The organism is Erythrobacter sp. GH1-10, from assembly GCF_045363165.1.
Classification (GTDB): domain Bacteria; phylum Pseudomonadota; class Alphaproteobacteria; order Sphingomonadales; family Sphingomonadaceae; genus Erythrobacter.
Genome location: NZ_JBJFLP010000001.1, coordinates 1,687,462 through 1,704,871 on the forward strand (window position 1 = coordinate 1,687,462; position 17,410 = coordinate 1,704,871).

Consider the following 17,410-nt stretch of genomic DNA (forward strand, 5'->3'; position numbering starts at 1 on the left):
GTCAGATCGCCCGTTCGGCCATCATCTTCTTGGTTTCGGCGATCGCCTTCGCCGGCGAGAGACCCTTGGGGCAGACATTCGCGCAGTTCATGATCGTGTGGCAGCGATACAGCCGGAACGGGTCTTCGAGCTGGTCGAGCCGCTCGCCCGTCATCTCGTCACGGCTGTCCGCGAGCCAGCGATAGGCCTGAAGCAGGATTGCCGGGCCGAGGAACTTGTCGCTGTTCCACCAATAGGACGGGCATGCGGTCGAGCAGCAGGCGCACAGAATGCACTCGTAAAGACCGTCGAGCTTCTCTCGCTGCTCGGGCGATTGCAGCCGCTCCTTGCCGCTCGGCGTCGGGCTGACGGTTTGCAGCCACGGGCGGATGCTGGCGTATTGCGCGTAGAAATGCGTGAAATCGGGCACGAGGTCCTTGATCACGTCCATATGCGGCAGCGGAGTGATCCGGATTTCGCCTTTGAGATCCTCGATCGCAGTGGTGCAGGCAAGGCCGTTCTTGCCGTTCATGTTCATCGCGCACGACCCGCAAATGCCTTCGCGGCAAGACCGGCGGAAGGTCAGCGTCGGATCGATCTCGTTCTTGATCTTGAACAGCGCGTCGAGAACCATCGGCCCGCAATCCTCGAGGTCGATCTCGAACTTGTCGTAGCGCGGGTTCTTGCCGCTATCGGGATCGTAGCGGTAGATCTTGAAGCTCTTCGACTTTGCCGCACCCTCGGCCTTGTGCGTCTTGCCGTCCTTGCTGATGACGGAGTTCTTGGGGAGGGTGAAGGTAGCCATGATAATCGTATCCCGTATTGGTTTGCCACCTATCTAGCGGCTTGGCCCAGTGAGGCAAGGCGCTGTGTGTTGCGACCTTTCGATGCGCCCTTGTTTCAACAGCAATTCCCGCCAGCCCGACAATCCCGCCTCGTCGAAGCTGACGAAGTTGACACCGTGTCACCCGCATATTTCTCGCCGAGAGGCTTGGTTTTCCGCGGTTTTGCGGCCGAATGGCGAAGTTGACACTCTTCAAAATCGTTTTTGGAACCCGTTCATGTCTAACGCGCTCTATCCTGCATGGATGAAGTAGGAAAATGGCCGCGCCGTGCGGCGGTGTTCGGCAGCACCGGTGGCATCGGGCGCGCCCTGTGCACGGCACTTTCGGCAAACGGTTGCGAGACGATCTACGCCGGATCGCGGGACGGGATCGAGCCGGTGGGGCCGGCGATCGCTCCGTTCAAGTTCGACCTCACCGACGAAGCGAGCATCGAAGCTGCTGCTGGAGCCATGAAGGACAACCCGCCGGAATGGGTAATCGTAGCGAGTGGCGTATTGACGCTGGCGGATGGCACCGGACCCGAAAGGACGCTCACACGGCTGAATGGCGATGCCATGGCGGAGGTTCTTGCACTCAATACCATCGGCCCCGCGCTGATCGCCAAGCATCTGCTCCCGCTGATGCCGCGTGACGAGCGCTTTGTTTTCGCGGCGCTGAGCGCGCGGGTTGGCTCGATTTCGGACAATGGTCTTGGCGGATGGCATTCCTATCGCGCCTCGAAGGCCGCGCTGAACATGCTGCTCAAGAATTTCGCTTTGGAGATGGGGCGCACGCATAAACGCGGCGTGGTAGTCGGATTGCATCCTGGCACGGTCGACAGCGCGCTGTCCGAACCATTTCAATCGAATCTGCCCGACGGCCAGCTGACCGAACCCGACGAGGCTGCGCGCAACCTATTGGATGCCCTTGCCGGTCTCGGCCCTGAGCAAAGTGGAAAGGTCTTCGATTACAAGGGCGAAGAAGTACCCGCCTGACGAGCCTGTTCAGTCGAAAATACCGACCGCAAGCTCCACCCATACCATCAGGAAAACGGCCACGCTGACAGCGATTGCGAGAAATGTGCGCTCACGGCTCAAGCGCAGTGCGTAGGCAAGCTCCACTGCTGCACAAAGCGCGGCGAGCAATCCCCCCATGACGATGAAGTCGCCGGGCGCCCAATTCACTTCGTTTGTGAAGATCATGGCGACCAGCGGCACACAAAGCAGCGCCGCGGCGGTACACCAAAGCATAGCCCGGGCCTTGAGAGAAAGCCCTCCGTTCGAAGAGCCGGAATTCGAAATCGTATTCATCCGAACACCATAGTCTTGTTGCGTGGAATGCCAACCCTTTGCACTTTTCCGATTAACACAGGCTGCATGCGCACAACACTATTCCACAAACCGAAAATGGCGTTAAGTTTGCTACCTGTCAGGATGAAAGGTTGGACGCGTGGGACTTCGCCAGTGGTACGATGCGCATATCATGCCGCGACTAGTAACCTGTGCATGCAGCCAGGGACAGGTGATGAAGCGTCGTTCGCAACTCGTTCCCTTGGCCCGGGGAGATGTGTTCGAACTCGGCTGCGGCGGCGGGCTCAACCAGCAGTTCTACGATGTCGAGGCGGTGCAGAGCTTTGCCGGAATCGACCCGCATGGCGGGTTGCTCGACGAAGCACGTGCGGCGGCGCAGGCAAAAGGCTGGCCGGCCGACATCCGGCAAGGGATTGGCGAGGCCATCCCTTTCGCGAACGGTTCCTTCGACTATGTCGTGTGCACCTTCACGCTCTGTTCGGTCGATGACCCCGCGCAGGTCCTGAAGGAAATGCGCCGCATCCTGCGACCGGGCGGTCAGGCGTTGTTTCTTGAGCACGGGCGTGCGCCCGATGCCGATGTCGCCAAGTGGCAGGACCGGATCGAACCATTCTGGAAGCCGCTGGCGGGCGGATGCCATTTGACCCGTCCGATCGGATCGGCCTTTCGCGGGGCGGGTTTCGACGTCGAGCCGATCGGACAGGGTTACCTGCCGAAGGCGCCGCGATTTGCAGGCTGGAACGAATGGGGGAGGGCGCGCAAGCCGGGGGTGTGAGCCACCACCCGGCTCGCTCACCTCAAACGATCATTCCCCGAAGGTGCGCTGCCACCAGCCGCGCTTCTTGCCACCCTCGTCGTCGCCGGAGGCGTCGTCGTTGGAGGCTTCGCTCGAAGTCTCGGCAGGAGCCGGTGCTTCGGCTTTTTTCGCGCGCGCCCGGGGTTTGCGCTTCGGCTTCTCCTCTTCCGCCGGAGCGGTCGCGTCATTCTCTTGCGGCGCGGCGTCCGCCTCTTCCTTCTTCCTGCGCGGTGCGCGCTTGCGCTTCGGCTTTTCCTCCGCCGGAGCCTCGGACTTCGGGCTTTCGGCGGTGTCTTCGCTCTTGGCCTCGGCAGGTTCCGCCTTCTTCTTGCGCGGTGCGCGCTTGCGTTTCGGCTTTTCCTCGTCCTGCTTGACCATGGCCCCGGCGGTTTCGGGCGCATCGTCCGGGCCGGCGATCACGGTCATGTCTTCCTTGACCTGCTCCGAGACCTCTTCGAGCTTGTCCGCATCGTCCGCAGTGACGGTTTCGTCCGTCTTCTTCCGGCGACCGCGACCGCCACGACGGCGACGCCGCTTGGGCTTGTCGTCCCCATCGTCGTCGTCGGACGAAGTTTCGTTGTCTTCGTCGTCATCGTCGGACGAATCATCCGAGTTGTCCGTGCCGTCATCATGGCGCTTCTTCCCTCGGCCGCGCCCGCCGCGGCGACGGCGGCGGCGCTTTTTCTTGGGCTGGTCGTCATCGTCGTCGGAGGAGTCCTCTTCTTCCGGGATGTCGTCCTCATCGTCGTCATCGTCGACGATCGGTTCGAACTTCGGCGCTTCGGTAGGACGCGGGCCCGCACTCGAAACGCTCATCTTGGCGCCTTCGTCCTCACCCTCGGGGATGACTTCGACTGTGACGCCGTAACGCTGCTCGATCTCGACCAGATCGTGGCGCTTTTCGTTGAGGAGGTAGACCGCCGCTTCGGTGCTTGCCGCGAGCTTGATGATCGTGCCTTTGCCCTTGGCGGCTTCGTCCTCGATCAGGCGCAGCGCCGACAGGCCGGCGCTGGAAGCCGTGCGGACCAATCCGGTGCCGTCGCAATGCGGGCATTCGCGCGTCGTCGCCTCGAGCACACCCGTGCGCAAACGCTGGCGGCTCATCTCCATCAGGCCGAAGCCCGAAATGCGTCCGACCTGGATGCGCGCACGATCGTGCTTGAGCGCTTCCTTCATTGCCTTTTCGACTTTGCGGACGTTGGAATTGTATTCCATGTCGATGAAGTCGATTACGACGAGGCCGGCCATGTCGCGCAGGCGCAACTGGCGGGCGATCTCGCGGGCAGCCTCGAGATTGGTATGGAGCGCGGTCTGCTCGATTCCGTGCTCCTTAGTCGATCTGCCCGAGTTGATGTCGATCGAAACCAGTGCCTCGGTCGGGTTGATGATAAGATATCCGCCCGACTTCAATTGCACCATCGGATCGTACATCGCGCGCAACTGGTCTTCCGCGCCGTAGCGCTGGAACAGCGGAACCGGATCGGAATAGGCCTTCACCCGGCGCGCGTGGCTCGGCATCAGCAGCTTCATGAAGCTCTTGGCGAGTTTGTAGCCTTCCTCGCCCTCGACCACGACTTCCTCGATCTCGCGATTGTAGATGTCGCGGATCGCGCGCTTGATCAGGTCGCTGTCGGAATGGATCAGCGATGGCGCGGTGGAAGACAGCGTCTTTTGGCGAATTTCATCCCACAGACGCGCAAGGTAATCGAAATCGCGCTTGATCTCGGTCTTGGTGCGGCTGAGCCCGGCGGTGCGCACGATCAGGCCCATCGTCTTGGGCAGCTTGAGGTCGGAGACAACCTGCTTGAGCCGCTTGCGGTCGCTGGTCGAGCTGATCTTGCGGCTGATCCCGCCGCCATGCGACGAGTTGGGCATCAGAACGGTGTAGCGGCCCGCAAGGCTGAGATAGGTGGTTAGGGCCGCACCCTTGTTGCCGCGTTCTTCCTTGACGACCTGCACCAGCATGACCTGGCGGCGCTGGATAACGTCCTGGATCTTGTAGCGGCGGCGTAGCGCCTGGCGGCGCGCACGGACTTCGTCGACTTCCTTGGCGCGGCTGCGGCCCTTGCCGTTGCCTTTGCCGCCTTTGCCCTGGCGACGACGCCCGCGACCGCGACGGCCGCGGCGTTGCTTGCCGTTATCGGAGGAATCGTCGTCGTCTTCATCATCGTCGTCGTCTTCATCATCGTCCGAATCGTCGGACGTGCCGTCCTCGATGGTGGCGACCTTGTCCTTTTCCGACGTGTCGATTTCCTCGAGGCCGTCCTCGGCGAGATCCTCGGCCAGCGCCTCGGCGCTTTCTTCCTCGGCGTCGTATTCGTCGCCGGGCGCGATGCCCTCTTCCTCTTCCTCGTCGCGAAGCCGCGCCTCTTCTTCGGCGGCTTCCGCTTCTTCGGCGAGCAAAGCTTCGCGATCGGACTGCGGGATCTGGTAGTAGTCGGGGTGGATTTCGCTGAAGGCGAGGAAACCGTGACGGTTGCCGCCGAAATCGACGAAGGCCGCCTGAAGCGACGGTTCGACCCGTGTGACTTTCGCTAGGTAGATATTGCCTTTGATCTGCTTGTGTTCAGCAGATTCGAAATCGAATTCCTCAATCCGGTTGCCTTTGAGCACCGCCACCCGGGTCTCTTCCGAGTGGCGCGCATCGATAAGCATGCGCGTTGCCATTAAATAGTCTCCATGCGCCCGTTCGCCCGACCGAAGATCGGCGGGCAGGGCGCGTATTGTTTGATGAAACGGCGTGGGAGTCCCTTGCGCCGTATGTTGCATTCGCATCTCGCCGTGTGACCGAGGAGCCTGCGATATTCGTGTCTGCTGCGAGGAGATTGCGGAATATGTCCGCGCTACGGCCCGCATGGTCGCCTGCGCCCGAGGGGCGGTGCGAAGCCATTTGCGAGGAGAAGCGTCTCGTCACTGCATCAACCTGTAAAGCGGTTCCGGCGGGCCAGTGGCCGGGATGGAACCGTTGCGGGAGAAACTCCGGAGATCCTGCATCGAATGCCGCAGGGGCCGCCTGTGTTTCAGTGGTTTGTTGCTAGCACCGTGGGTTACGTGCTGCAACTCTATTGCGCATGGATAGCGCAACATCCTAAGCATTTCGCGCAATGAGCATCCGTACTCTGCTGCTTCTGATCCTGGCCCTGCCTGCACTCATCGTCGGCGGAGCGATGGCGCTCGAGGTCAAGATCCCGGTGCCGCAGTGGGGGCGCGACTATGTGCTGAGCTTCATGGTCAACCAGGAGGCGCCCGAATTCGTGCTTCCCGAGGTACTCGGTCCGGACGATCCGGAGCGGCCGCTGGTGGTGATCGACGCAGGCCACGGTGGCCGCGACCCCGGATCGGTCAGCGGAGATGTGCGGGAAAAGGACATCGTGCTCGCCATCGCCTTGGCGCTGCGCGATGAGCTGCTCGAAAGCGGCGGCATCCGCGTTGCGCTTACCCGCGATGAAGATCGCATCGTGCCGCTCGCGGACCGGCCCGAAGTCGCGCGCCAGCTTGAAGCGGACCTGTTCCTTTCGATCCACGCGGATTCCGCCGGCGAACGCGAGGACATTTCCGGCGCGAGCATTTACATGCTGTCCTCCGAAGCTTCGAGCGAGGCGGCGGCCCGGTTCGCCGCGCGCGAGAACAACGCCGACCGGGTCAACGGCCTGCGGATAGAAGGGCAGAGCGAACAGGTGAGCGCCATTCTCGTCGAGCTGTCGCAAGCCCGGACGCAGGAGGATGCCGCCGAGTTCGCTTCGCTGATCACTCGCGAGGGCGACGGCAAGCTGCTGTTCCACCCCTCGGCCCGCCGTTCCGCCGCGCTCGCCGTGCTGCGCGCGCCCGACGTGCCTTCGGTGCTGTTCGAAAGCGGGTTCGTCACCAATGACGGCGACCGTGACCGCCTGACCACGCCCGAGGGCCGCCAGCAATACGCCGAAGTGCTGGCGCAGGCGATCCGCGTATACTTCGCGCGCCGCTCGGAGACCTGACCGGGCATTGCGGGTGTGGGCGTGTCTGTGATCTGTCGCGCAAAACGCGCTCAAAGTCGCTAGCAACCCCCGCCACACCCGTGCTAATCGCCCAATCGTAATGACCGACGCATCCATCTCAAGCCTGCCCGAATACTTCCGCTACCGCGTGAATCGCGATCTGAGAGTCGTGGGCGCTTGGTTTGCAGAGAAATGGCGCAACAGCTGGCTGTTCAAGATTGCAGCCGTGCTGGCAGGGCTTTTCATCGTTCTTTGGGTGGCGCTGTTCGTGTGGCTCGCGAGCGACCTGCCGGACGCGGAAAGCCTCGTCGATTACGAAACTCCATTGCCGACAGTTGTGCGCGGGATCGATGGCGAAATCGTGCATTCCTACGCCCGCGAACGGCGGGTGCAGCTTCAATATCCCGATTTCCCGGAGATGCTCGTTGGCGCCTATCTGTCGGCGGAGGACAAGACGTTCTTCAGCCATGGAGGGGTCGACTTCACCGGCACCGCCAACGCAGTGGTCGACTATGCGACCAAATACGGCTCGGGCGACCGGGCGGTGGGCGGTTCGACCATCACCCAGCAGCTCGCCAAGATCCTGCTTCTGGGCGACGAGTATTCGGTCACGCGCAAGCTCAAGGAGATGATCCTCGCGAGCCGGATCGAGGGCGTGCTGAGCAAGGAGGAAATCCTCGAGCTCTATCTCAACGAGATTCCGCTGGGGCGTCGCAGCTTCGGCGTTCAGGCCGCCTCGCGCGCCTATTTCGACAAGGATGTCGGCGATCTCGAACTGCACGAAATGGCGTTTCTCGCGATCCTGCCGAAGGCGCCCGAGCGCTATGGTCGCAAGGGACAGGAAGACGCGGCGATCGAACGCCGGGATTTCGTGCTGCAGCAGATGGAAGAAAACGGCTACATTACCGAGGCGCAGCGCGCCGAAGCTGCCGCAAAACCGCTCGGCCTCGTTACCCAGCGCAGCCAGCGATCGGTCGATGCCGGGTACTTCCTCGAAGAAGTGCGCCGCCAGCTTATCGACCAGTTCGGCGAAACCGCGGAAGACGGCGAAAACAGCGTCTATGCCGGTGGACTGTGGGTGCGCACTTCGCTCGATCCCGAATTGCAGGAAGCTGCCCGCAAGGCTCTGCGTGCCGGTCTGATGCGCTATCATGGTTCACGCGGATGGACCGGCCCGATTGCGACCATCGATGTCAGCGAGGGCAATTGGGCGGGCCAGCTCGCCAGCTCTTACCTCGGCATCCGCTACGAGGACTGGCGTGTCGGTGTCGTGACGCAGCGCAGCGGATCATCCGCGACTATCGGATTTTCGAACGGAAACGAGGCTCCGCTCACGGGTCTCCCCAACGCCTTGAAGGCGGGGGACGTGATTGCGGTCAAACCCTCGGGCAATGGTTTTGCTGTCGCCTCCGTCCCCGGAGTATCCGGCGGCTTCCTGGCCGAAGCGGTGCAGACCGGGCGGGTCCTTGCGATGCAGGGCGGGTTCGATCACCGTCTTAGCGATTTCAACCGAGCGACGCAGGCGGAACGCCAGCCGGGTTCGACGATCAAACCTTTCGTCTACGCCGCAGGCCTCAATTACGGCCTCACCCCGGCGTCCGAGGTTCCGGACAAGGAATTCTGCGTCTGGCAGGGCGCGCGGCTCGGGAACAAGTGCTTTTCCAACTTCGGCGGATCGCGCGGGGGCGGTGTTTACCCCATGCGCTTCGGGCTCGAGCAAAGCCGCAACCTGATGACGGTGCATATTGCATCGGAGGCGGGGATCGAAAACGTGGTCGATACCTTCAAGGCAGTCGAGATCGGTGATCACCCGGCGTTTCTTTCGAGTGCGCTCGGAGCCGGCGACACCACGGTCGAGCGCATGGTGAATGCCTATGCCGCACTCGCCAATCACGGGCGCCTGCACACGCCGACGGTGATCGACTACGTTCAGGACCGCCACGGCAAGGTCATCTGGCGCGCCGACAAGCGCCGGTGCCAGGGCTGCAGCATGCCGGAATGGGATGGAAATCCGATGCCCCGCTTAGGTCCGATGGGCCGAGAGGCGATGGACCCCCGGACCGCTTTCCAGGTCGTGCACATGCTCGAAGGGGTGGTGACACGCGGCACCGCCACACGGTTGCGCGACCTCGAATTGCCGCTGTTCGGCAAGACCGGAACCACCACCGGCCCGACAAACGCGTGGTTCGTGGGCGGTACGCCCGAAATCGTGGCGGGGGTCTATCTCGGATACGACCAGCCGCGAAACCTCGGCGGCTACGTTCAGGGCGGGAACACCGCCGCTCCGATCTTCAAGCAGTTCGTGCAAGAGACGCGCGAGCGCTGGCACGATGAGCCTGCAGTCGCTCCTCCGGGCATTCGTATGGTCCGAATCGACCGCCGCACCGGCAAGCGCGTGTTCGATGGCTGGCCGACCGACGATCCCAAGGCAGCGGTTATCTGGGAGGCGTTCAAGCCCGATACCGAGCCTTCGCGTTCGACCCGGCAGGACGAAATCGCGGCCAAGCGCGACGAGATCCTGGAGCTGATCAGGGCGGGGCGCGAAGGTCGGCTCGGGATGGGTGAGGGCAATACGAACCAACCGAGCAACTTCGTCGAAGAACAAGGCGGCATCTATTGATCCGTGACCCGGAAACCCTTTCTGCGCGCATGAGTTTAGCCGGTATGACGAATTATCTTCGCAATCTCGCCGCCGCCAGCCTGCTAGCGCTGGGCCTTGCCTCACCCGCTGCCGCCGAACTGCCGGTCGGGGAAAGCGCACCCGTGTTCAGCACGCGTGCCGCCCTGGCGGGTGAGGAATTCGGCTTCTCGCTGCGCAGCGCGCTCGCGAAGGGACCGGTGGTGATCTATTTCTACCCCAAGGCCTTTACTCAGGGGTGCACGCTTGAGGCGAACGCTTTCGCCGACAACATGCCGGAATTCAAGGCGGCGGGCGCAACCGTAATCGGTATGTCGGCCGACGATATCGCAACCCTCAAGCGCTTCAGCCGCGAGGAATGCCGCGACGCGTTTGCGGTCGGCGTCGCGTCGGCGAATCTCCTTAAGGCCTACGACGTGGCCCGCGAAAACTCGCCGCTCGCCAAGCGCACGTCCTACGTCATTGCGCCCGATGGCAAGATCACGATGGTCTATTCCAACAGCGACTATCGCGAGCACGTTTCGCGCACGCTCGCGGCGGTGAAAGCGCTTTCCAAGTAGGGTGGCCATATAGGAAGGCGAGCCGGGGAGGTCGCTCCCCGCAACGCTTTACAATCGCGTCCTCAGCGTTAAGCGGGGCGGCAAGACCTATTTCAAGGAACGACCTATGCGGGCCGAGGCCCAAGCCAATATCGACCGGATTGAGGCAGCGCTCGATCTGGTGCGTCAATCGCTCGATTGGGAGCGCGCTTTGCGCCGCCTCGACGAGCTGAATGCGCGTGTGCAGGACCCGAACCTGTGGGACGATCCCAAGGAAGCGCAGGCCGTCAGCCGCGAGCAGAAAAATCTCGAAAGCGCGGTCAACACGGTGAGGGAAATCTCCGCCGAGATGGACGACGCGATCGAATTCATCGAGATGGGCGAGGACGAAGGCGAGGAAGGTATCGTCAATGACGGCCTCAAGAGCCTAGAAAAGCTCGCCGCGCGCGCCGATGCCGACAAGGTTCAGGCGCTGCTTTCTGGCGAGGCGGACGGCAACGACACCTATATCGAAATCCACGCAGGGGCCGGCGGGACCGAGAGCCAGGACTGGGCGGAAATGCTTTTCCGCATGTATTCGCGCTGGGCCGAGCAACGCGGGTTCAAGGTCGAGACGGTGGAATACCAGGCGGGAGACCAGGCCGGGATCAAGTCCGCCACCCTGCTGATCAAGGGCGAGAACGCCTATGGCTACGCCAAGACCGAAAGCGGCGTGCACCGTCTCGTGCGGATCAGCCCGTATGACAGCTCGGCGCGGCGCCACACCTCTTTCAGCTCGGTCTGGGTCTATCCGGTGATCGACGACGATATCGAGATCGAAATCGACCCGTCGGATCTCAAGATCGATACATATCGTGCCTCGGGCGCAGGCGGGCAGCACGTCAACACGACCGATTCCGCCGTCCGCATCACCCACCAGCCGACCGGTATCGTGGTCGCCAGCCAGAACGATCGCAGCCAGCACAAGAACCGCGCGACCGCGATGAACATGCTCAAGGCGCGTTTGTTCGAGCGCGAAATGGCCGAGCGCGAAGCCGCGGCGTCGGGCGAGTATCAGGAAAAGAGCGATATCGGGTGGGGTCACCAGATCCGGTCCTATGTGCTCCAGCCGTACCAGATGGTGAAAGACCTGCGCACCGGCGTCACGTCGACGAACCCCGATGCGGTTCTCGACGGTGCGATCGACGAATTCATCGCGGCATCGCTCGCACAGCGCGTTACCGGCGAGACTGTCGAGGTGGAGGACGTCGAGTGATGCGAGCCGCGGCGCTTGGTCTGGCCTTGGCTTCCCCGCTGATATCGGGGTGCGAGCCGATCGAGGATGCGCCCGACCGCCCGGCGAGTGCAATCGAATTCCCGCTGCCCGACCGTCCGGTCGCCGATGTCATCTCCAACCAGTTTTCCAACGAGGATGCCCGCGACGAGCGCAACGAAGCGCAGATCGTGATGGATCTCGCCGACATAACGCCCGGTATGACCGTCGCCGATATCGGCGCGGGCGAGGGCTACTACACCGTACGGCTTGCCGAACGGGTCGGTACCGACGGACGGGTGCTTGCGCAGGATATCAGCCGCGAGGCGCTACAGCGGCTCGGGCGAAGGGTCGAACGCGAACGGTTGGAAAACATCTCGATCAAGCTGGGCGAGCCCGACGATCCGCAGCTTCCGGTGGACAGTTTCGACCGGATCTTCCTCGTCCACATGTATCACGAGGTCACCGAACCCTACGCTTTCCTGTGGCGGATGTGGCCGGCTCTCGCAGCGGAAGGACAGATCATCGTCGTCGATGTCGACCGTCCAACCGATCGCCACGGCATCCCGCCCAAGCTGTTGTTTTGCGAGTTCGACGCGGTCGGATACGACCTCGTCGAATTTATCGAACGCCCCGACATTCGCGGTTATTTTGCTCGGTTCAAGCGGGGCGAAGAACGCAGCGAACCCGCCGCCATCGAGGCGTGCAGCAACGGGTAGAATGTAAGCGCTTTCGACGGGACCGACATCGTGTTTGCAAACCGCATTCAATTCCCGGCGAAAAGCCCATGCGCCCTTTCCACCGACAATGCGGGGTGCTAGTCGCCGCCTCGTCCAGAATACCGCAACGAGGGGAGTATCGCCGGGGATGACAGATTTCCCAACCAGCTTTGACCGTGAAGACCTGTTGAAATGCGCACGCGGTGAATTGTTCGGCCCCGGCAATGCGCAACTGCCCGAACCGCCGATGCTGATGATGGACCGGATCACCGACATTTCCGGCGATGGCGGCGAACATGGCAAGGGCCATGTCGTGGCGGAGTTCGACATCACACCGGATCTCTGGTTTTTCGAGTGCCATTTTCCCGGCAATCCGATCATGCCCGGCTGCCTCGGCCTGGACGGGCTCTGGCAGCTGACCGGCTTCAATCTCGGTTGGCGCGGTTGGCAAGGCCGCGGCTACGCTCTGGGTGTGGGCGAGGTGAAGCTCACCGGCATGGTGCGGCCCGATCGCAAATTGCTCACCTATTACGTGGACTTCACCAAGGCCGTGCAAACCCGGCGTCTCACCATGGGCGTGGCCGATGGCCGCGTCGAAGCCGATGGTGAAGTCATTTATCAAGTCAAAGATATGAAAGTCGCCCTGTCTGAGGCCTGAGTGGCCAAAGGGCGGAAAAGGGGATCATGCGTCGCGTCGTCATAACAGGTCTGGGGATCGTCTCATCGATCGGCAACAATGCCGAAGAAGTGCTGGCTTCGCTGAAGGCCGGCAAATCGGGCATCACCTTTAACGAGGATATGGCCGAACACGGTTTCCGCTCGCAGATTGCCGGTGCGGTGGATCTCGATGTTTCGGAGCATGTCGACAAGCGCACCTTGCGCTTCATGGGGCCGGGGGCCGCCTATGCCCATATTGCCATGGGGCAGGCGATTGCCGATGCCGGGCTGGAGGAGAAAGACGTCGTCAATCCGATGACCGGGGTTATCGCCGGATCGGGCGGACCGTCGACTTCGGCGATGCTGGCCGCGCACCAGACCGTGCTCAAGACCGGCAGCACCAAGCGTATCGGGCCTTTTGCCGTGCCGAAGACGATGTCCTCCACCGTGAGCGCCAATCTTGCCACCGCCTACCAGATCAAGGGGATGAACTTCTCGATCACGTCGGCCTGTTCCACCTCGCTGCATTGCATAGGCATGGCAGCGCAGCAGATTGCGCTGGGACAGCAGGACGTGATGTTCGGCGGCGGCGGCGAGGAACTGGACTGGACACTTTCATGCCTGTTCGACGCGATGGGAGCGATGTCGAGCAAGTATAACGACACGCCCGAACGCGCGTCGCGCGCCTTCGATGCGGATCGTGACGGTTTCGTGATCGGTGGCGGCGGCGCCATCGTGGTGCTGGAAGCGCTCGAACATGCGCAGGCCCGCGGCGCAAAGATCTACGCCGAAGTCTCCGGTTTTTCCGCCACTTCCGACGGTGCCGACATGGTCGCCCCCTCTGGAGAAGGCGGTGAACGGGCGATGCGCGGAGCACTGAAGACGCTGAGCGAAGATCGCTCGGTCAGCTACATCAATGCTCACGGCACCTCGACCCCGGTAGGCGATGTTGGCGAGATCGAGGCGGTACGCCGGGTGTTCGGCGAAGGTTCGACCCCGCCGGTCAGTTCGACCAAGTCGATGACCGGTCACAGTCAGGGCGCCACCGGCGCGCAGGAAGCGATCTATTGCCTCCTCGCTTTGGAGCACGATTTCATCATTCCGTCGATCAATGTCGAAACGCTCGATCCGGCGCTCAAGCCGGAGGAGATCGCCACGGAGATCGTGGAGAATGCCGGGCTGGATACGGTGATGACCAATTCGTTCGGATTTGGCGGCACCAATGGTTCGATGCTGCTGTCGAAGTTCCGCGGTTGAGCGCAAAGCGCAGGCCAGAAGGCCGATAGGTGAGGGGAGTGAGAATGGGCGTGCTTGCAGGAAAACGCGGCCTCGTGATGGGCGTCGCCAACGATCGATCGATCGCCTGGGGGATTGCCAAGGCCTGTGCCGAGGCGGGTGCGGAACTCGCCTTTACCTATCAGGGTGAGGCTTTCGGCAAGCGCCTGGCGCCGTTGGCGGAGAGCGTTGGCTCGGATTTCATGCTCGACGTGGACGTAACCGATGACGCCTCGCTCGACGCGGCGTTCGCTGCCTTGCAGGAACGTTGGGGACGGCTCGATTTTCTCGTCCACGCCATTGCCTACTCGGACAAGTCCGAACTGACCGGCCGGATCGTCGATACGACGCGGGCCAACTTCAAGAATTCCCTCGATATTTCCGCCTACAGTTTCATCGACGTTGCGCGCCGCGCGCATCCCATGATGCACGAGCATGGCGGTACGCTGCTCACGTTGACCTATATGGGGTCGACCCGTGTCACCCCGAATTACAACGTGATGGGCGTGGCCAAGGCCGCACTCGAAGCGGCGGTACGCTATATGGCCAACGATCTTGGCCCCGAAGGCATCCGCGTGAACGCGATCAGCCCCGGCCCGATGAAGACGCTGGCAGGCTCCGCCATCGGCGGCGCGCGCCGGACCTGGAAGCACACCGAGGCAAACGCGCCGATGCGCCACAACGCCACGCTCGAAGCGGTGGGCGGCACGGCGGTGTACCTGTGCTCGGATGCCGGGAACTGCACGACCGGAGAGATCATCCGTGTCGATGGCGGTTTCCACGTGCTCGGCATGCCGCAGCACGAGAATCTTTGAACCGGATTACTCGCGCAGCATCACCTGGCGCTGGTCGGTGCCGCGGAAGTACTGGTCAAGCACCACGTCGAGCAGGCCGAGCGCCATCATCACCATCGGCGAGGCGCTGAGGGTCTTCGCGGCTTCGGCTCTGCCTGCCTCGCGCCGCCAGCGACGGGCATCGGCGGGAGTGGCGTTGGCAGGGAGTTGGGCTTGCAGGTCGGCAAGCGCTTTGACGCCCTGTTCGATGCGAGCCTCAGCTTCGGAATAGGTGATCATCTCCGCTTCAAGCGCCTTCAGTGTGGAGCAGCGGAACGTGCGGCAGGTTTGCGGGCGATCTTCGTATACAGTGCAGAACGCGCCTTTGAGGCACGGGCAGGGGAGACCGAATGCGGTCTTGCCTTCCTTCTCTATGATCGTCAGGCCGGCATCGCGCACCCGATCCTTCTCGTCGTCGCTTAGCGGTCCGAAGTCGAACAGTGCGCCGTTGCAGCACAGGCCGCACTTCACGCACAGATCGCTCGCTGTCCGATTTTCCCCCACGTCCTGGCGCATAGCACGAATTCCGCATGATTGGGATGGCGCGGCTCAGATCAGCCGATCAGCGCGGTCAGCACCTGGTCGGGTGGTCGATGGCCGTCGGCCCAGAAGCGGATATTTGCGATCACCTTCTCGCCCGATGCTTCGCGTCCCTCGACCGTGGCGCTGCCGATATGAGGCAGCGTCATGACGTTTGGATGCTCGAGCAGGCGCGCGTCGACATGCGGTTCGTCCGGATAGACATCGAGCCCCGCGCCCGCGAGCTTTCCCGATTGCAGCGCGTCGAGCAGCGCTTCCTGATCGATCAGCTCTCCGCGCGCGGTGTTGATGATGCTCGCTCCGTCTTTCATCAGCGCGATCCGCCGCGCATCGATCATGCCGTGATTCTCGTCGTTCAGCGGGCAGTGCAGCGTCAGGATGTCGGCCTCGGCCACCAGCGTATCGAGATCGGGAACGTAACGCGCGCCGAGCATCTGTTCGAGCGCCTGCGGCACCTGCCTGCGGTTGTAATAGGCGACCTCCAGACCAAAGGCGCGGGCGCGGTGCGCGACCGCTTGGCCAATCCGCCCCATGCCGACGATGCCGAGAATCTTGCCGCCGAGCTTTCGTCCGAGGAGACCCGAGGGCGCCCATCCGGTCCATTCGCCACGCCGCACAAGCGCGGTCCCTTCGCGGATGCGGCGAGGGACGCCGATGATCCCCGCCATTGCAATATCGGCGGTGTCGTCGGTGAAGACCCCGGGCGTATTGGTCACGATGATCTTGCGCTTGGCGGCAGCGGGCAGGTCGATGTGCTCGGTTCCCGCGCCGAAATTGGCGATGAGGCCCAGACGATCTCCGGCGGCTTCGATCATTGCGGCGTCGATCGTATCGGTCACGGTCGGCACCAGCACATCGCAACCCTGCATCGCCGCAATCAATTCATCGCGGCTCATCGGCGTGTCTTCGGCGTTGAGCACGACGTCGTAAAGCTCGCTCATGCGCGCTTCGACCGACGGCATCAGATGGCGCGTCACCACGACTTTGGGCTTGCCCGAGGGAAAGTGCGGCGGAGTGTGTGTTGCGGCCATGCAAGCGGGCTAGGACCAGAGAGGCAGGGCGGTCAAGATGTCGGGTGGCGAAGCCTTGTGATAGCGCGATTTTGTACGCTTGAAGCGCGCCGCACTCCGGCGCTATCAGCAGGGGCATGACCGCCCTTCGTTTCTTCGCCGTTCTTGCGCTTTGTGTGCTGCTCGCCACCGTGATCGTGTTGGCTCCGGCGCGCGCGCAGGACCGCGAAACGCCTTACTGGGCGTCACTGCGCTACGACGAGGTGCGGATGCGTGTGGGGCCGAGCCAGGAATATCCGATCGAATGGGTGTATCGCCGCAAGGGATTGCCCGTGAAGGTTATCCGCGTGCGCGAAGGCTGGCGGCTCGTCCAGGATCACGAGGGCGACCAAGGCTGGATTGCATCGAGCCAGCTTGATCCCGACAAGGGGGCGATCGTGATCGGCGAGGGGCTGGCAGAGCTGCGGGCCGACCATAGCGGTTCCTCGGCGCTGCAGTGGCGCGCCGAACCGGGCGTTGTGGGCAAGCTGCTGCGCTGCGACGAGGAGTGGTGCGAGATCGACGTAACCGGTCGCATGGGTTGGGTGCGGCAAGAGCGCCTGTGGGGCGCGGGCGCACCCTAGCGTCTTATTCCTCCAGCGGCGTGACGGTGTAGCTCTCGGAGCCGTCTTCGCGCGTTGTCGTGAAGCTGCCGTCTTCGTCGACCTCGCCGTTGGTCCAGCAGCGCTCTTGCGCTTCCTCGCCGTCGCCTTCGGGATCGAAGCACATGAGCTCGCCGCGCTGTTCCCATGTGCCGTTGCCGACTTTCTCACCCGCATCGTCGAGATCGACATAGGTGCCGTCCTCGGAAAGCCGGGTCCGGGAATACACCTGTGTGCCGTCACCGACCGCGTAGAGGCCCGGCTGCATCAGGTTCACCGAGACAATTTCCGAAGCATCGGTCGTATCCCCCGCGGCTTCCCCATCCGGTGCCGCGGTTTCACCCGAGCACGCTGCGAGCCCAAGTGAAACGCATGCTGCGAGACCAAGTGCATTCTTCATGATCAATTCCCCCCTGATTGAAT

Annotated in this window: 17 protein-coding genes; 11 read left to right on the plus strand and 6 right to left on the minus strand. The window is 62.7% G+C overall.

Translation table 11 applies throughout. The features are described from left to right. Window position 1: 1 nt before the first annotated feature. Complete coding sequence (locus tag ACI5KX_RS08325) at window positions 2-784, minus strand: succinate dehydrogenase iron-sulfur subunit (RefSeq protein ID WP_406810206.1); 783 nt, start codon at window positions 782-784, stop codon at window positions 2-4. Between the two features lie 279 nt (window positions 785-1,063). Between ACI5KX_RS08325 and ACI5KX_RS08330 the strand changes: the two genes are divergently transcribed. Beyond that, window positions 1,064-1,798: an SDR family NAD(P)-dependent oxidoreductase gene (locus tag ACI5KX_RS08330; protein WP_406810207.1), complete on the plus strand. Its 735-nt coding sequence runs from the start codon at window positions 1,064-1,066 to the stop codon at window positions 1,796-1,798. Between the two features lie 9 nt (window positions 1,799-1,807). Here ACI5KX_RS08330 and ACI5KX_RS08335 read toward each other — a convergent pair whose 3' ends face one another. After that, window positions 1,808-2,113, minus strand: coding sequence for a hypothetical protein (locus ACI5KX_RS08335; RefSeq protein ID WP_406810208.1), 306 nt, complete (start codon window positions 2,111-2,113; stop codon window positions 1,808-1,810). A 139-nt stretch (window positions 2,114-2,252) separates the two neighbouring features. Between ACI5KX_RS08335 and ACI5KX_RS08340 the strand changes: the two genes are divergently transcribed. Further along, entirely contained in the window at window positions 2,253-2,888 is a 636-nt protein-coding gene (locus tag ACI5KX_RS08340) for a class I SAM-dependent methyltransferase (protein WP_406810209.1), read from the plus strand. A gap of 30 nt (window positions 2,889-2,918) precedes the next feature. Here ACI5KX_RS08340 and ACI5KX_RS08345 read toward each other — a convergent pair whose 3' ends face one another. After that, window positions 2,919-5,576: a ribonuclease E/G gene (locus tag ACI5KX_RS08345; RefSeq protein WP_406810210.1), complete on the minus strand. Its 2,658-nt coding sequence runs from the start codon at window positions 5,574-5,576 to the stop codon at window positions 2,919-2,921. Between the two features lie 437 nt (window positions 5,577-6,013). Here ACI5KX_RS08345 and ACI5KX_RS08350 point away from each other — a divergent pair, with 437 nt between their 5' ends. The 8 genes from ACI5KX_RS08350 (at window position 6,014) to ACI5KX_RS08385 (ending at window position 14,778) form a co-directional block, all read left to right on the plus strand. Continuing rightward, window positions 6,014-6,883: an N-acetylmuramoyl-L-alanine amidase gene (locus ACI5KX_RS08350; RefSeq protein WP_406810211.1), complete on the plus strand. Its 870-nt coding sequence runs from the start codon at window positions 6,014-6,016 to the stop codon at window positions 6,881-6,883. A 100-nt stretch (window positions 6,884-6,983) separates the two neighbouring features. Beyond that, window positions 6,984-9,503 (plus strand): penicillin-binding protein 1A, encoded by a 2,520-nt coding sequence (locus ACI5KX_RS08355; RefSeq protein ID WP_406810212.1) that lies wholly within the window; start codon window positions 6,984-6,986, stop codon window positions 9,501-9,503. A gap of 44 nt (window positions 9,504-9,547) precedes the next feature. Next, on the plus strand, window positions 9,548-10,081 hold the full coding sequence (locus ACI5KX_RS08360) for a peroxiredoxin (protein WP_406810213.1): 534 nt from the start codon (window positions 9,548-9,550) through the stop codon (window positions 10,079-10,081). Window positions 10,082-10,187: 106 nt separating this feature from the next. After that, complete coding sequence (gene prfB, locus ACI5KX_RS08365; protein ID WP_406810214.1) at window positions 10,188-11,315, plus strand: peptide chain release factor 2; 1,128 nt, start codon at window positions 10,188-10,190, stop codon at window positions 11,313-11,315. Next, window positions 11,315-12,031 carry a class I SAM-dependent methyltransferase gene (locus ACI5KX_RS08370; protein WP_406810215.1) on the plus strand — a complete coding sequence of 239 codons (717 nt, stop codon included), beginning with the start codon at window positions 11,315-11,317 and terminating at the stop codon, window positions 12,029-12,031. The genes prfB and ACI5KX_RS08370 overlap by 1 nt, the downstream gene beginning before the upstream one ends. 148 nt (window positions 12,032-12,179) lie before the next feature. After that, entirely contained in the window at window positions 12,180-12,689 is a 510-nt protein-coding gene (fabA, locus tag ACI5KX_RS08375) for a bifunctional 3-hydroxydecanoyl-ACP dehydratase/trans-2-decenoyl-ACP isomerase (protein ID WP_406810216.1), read from the plus strand. Between the two features lie 26 nt (window positions 12,690-12,715). Then, window positions 12,716-13,945: a beta-ketoacyl-ACP synthase I gene (gene fabB / locus ACI5KX_RS08380; protein ID WP_406810217.1), complete on the plus strand. Its 1,230-nt coding sequence runs from the start codon at window positions 12,716-12,718 to the stop codon at window positions 13,943-13,945. A 44-nt stretch (window positions 13,946-13,989) separates the two neighbouring features. Further along, window positions 13,990-14,778 carry an enoyl-ACP reductase gene (locus tag ACI5KX_RS08385; protein WP_406810218.1) on the plus strand — a complete coding sequence of 263 codons (789 nt, stop codon included), beginning with the start codon at window positions 13,990-13,992 and terminating at the stop codon, window positions 14,776-14,778. Between the two features lie 6 nt (window positions 14,779-14,784). On the opposite strand, the gene ACI5KX_RS08390 is transcribed toward ACI5KX_RS08385, so the two are convergent. After that, window positions 14,785-15,312, minus strand: a complete 528-nt coding sequence (locus ACI5KX_RS08390) for a YkgJ family cysteine cluster protein (protein ID WP_406810219.1) — start codon at window positions 15,310-15,312, stop codon at window positions 14,785-14,787. A gap of 38 nt (window positions 15,313-15,350) precedes the next feature. Then, complete coding sequence (locus ACI5KX_RS08395) at window positions 15,351-16,367, minus strand: 2-hydroxyacid dehydrogenase (protein ID WP_406810220.1); 1,017 nt, start codon at window positions 16,365-16,367, stop codon at window positions 15,351-15,353. A gap of 116 nt (window positions 16,368-16,483) precedes the next feature. On the opposite strand from ACI5KX_RS08395, the gene ACI5KX_RS08400 reads away from it, so the two are divergent. Then, entirely contained in the window at window positions 16,484-16,969 is a 486-nt protein-coding gene (locus ACI5KX_RS08400) for an SH3 domain-containing protein (protein WP_406810221.1), read from the plus strand. A 4-nt stretch (window positions 16,970-16,973) separates the two neighbouring features. On the opposite strand, the gene ACI5KX_RS08405 is transcribed toward ACI5KX_RS08400, so the two are convergent. Further along, window positions 16,974-17,387, minus strand: a complete 414-nt coding sequence (locus tag ACI5KX_RS08405; RefSeq protein ID WP_406810222.1) for a hypothetical protein — start codon at window positions 17,385-17,387, stop codon at window positions 16,974-16,976. Window positions 17,388-17,410: the final 23 nt, after the last annotated feature.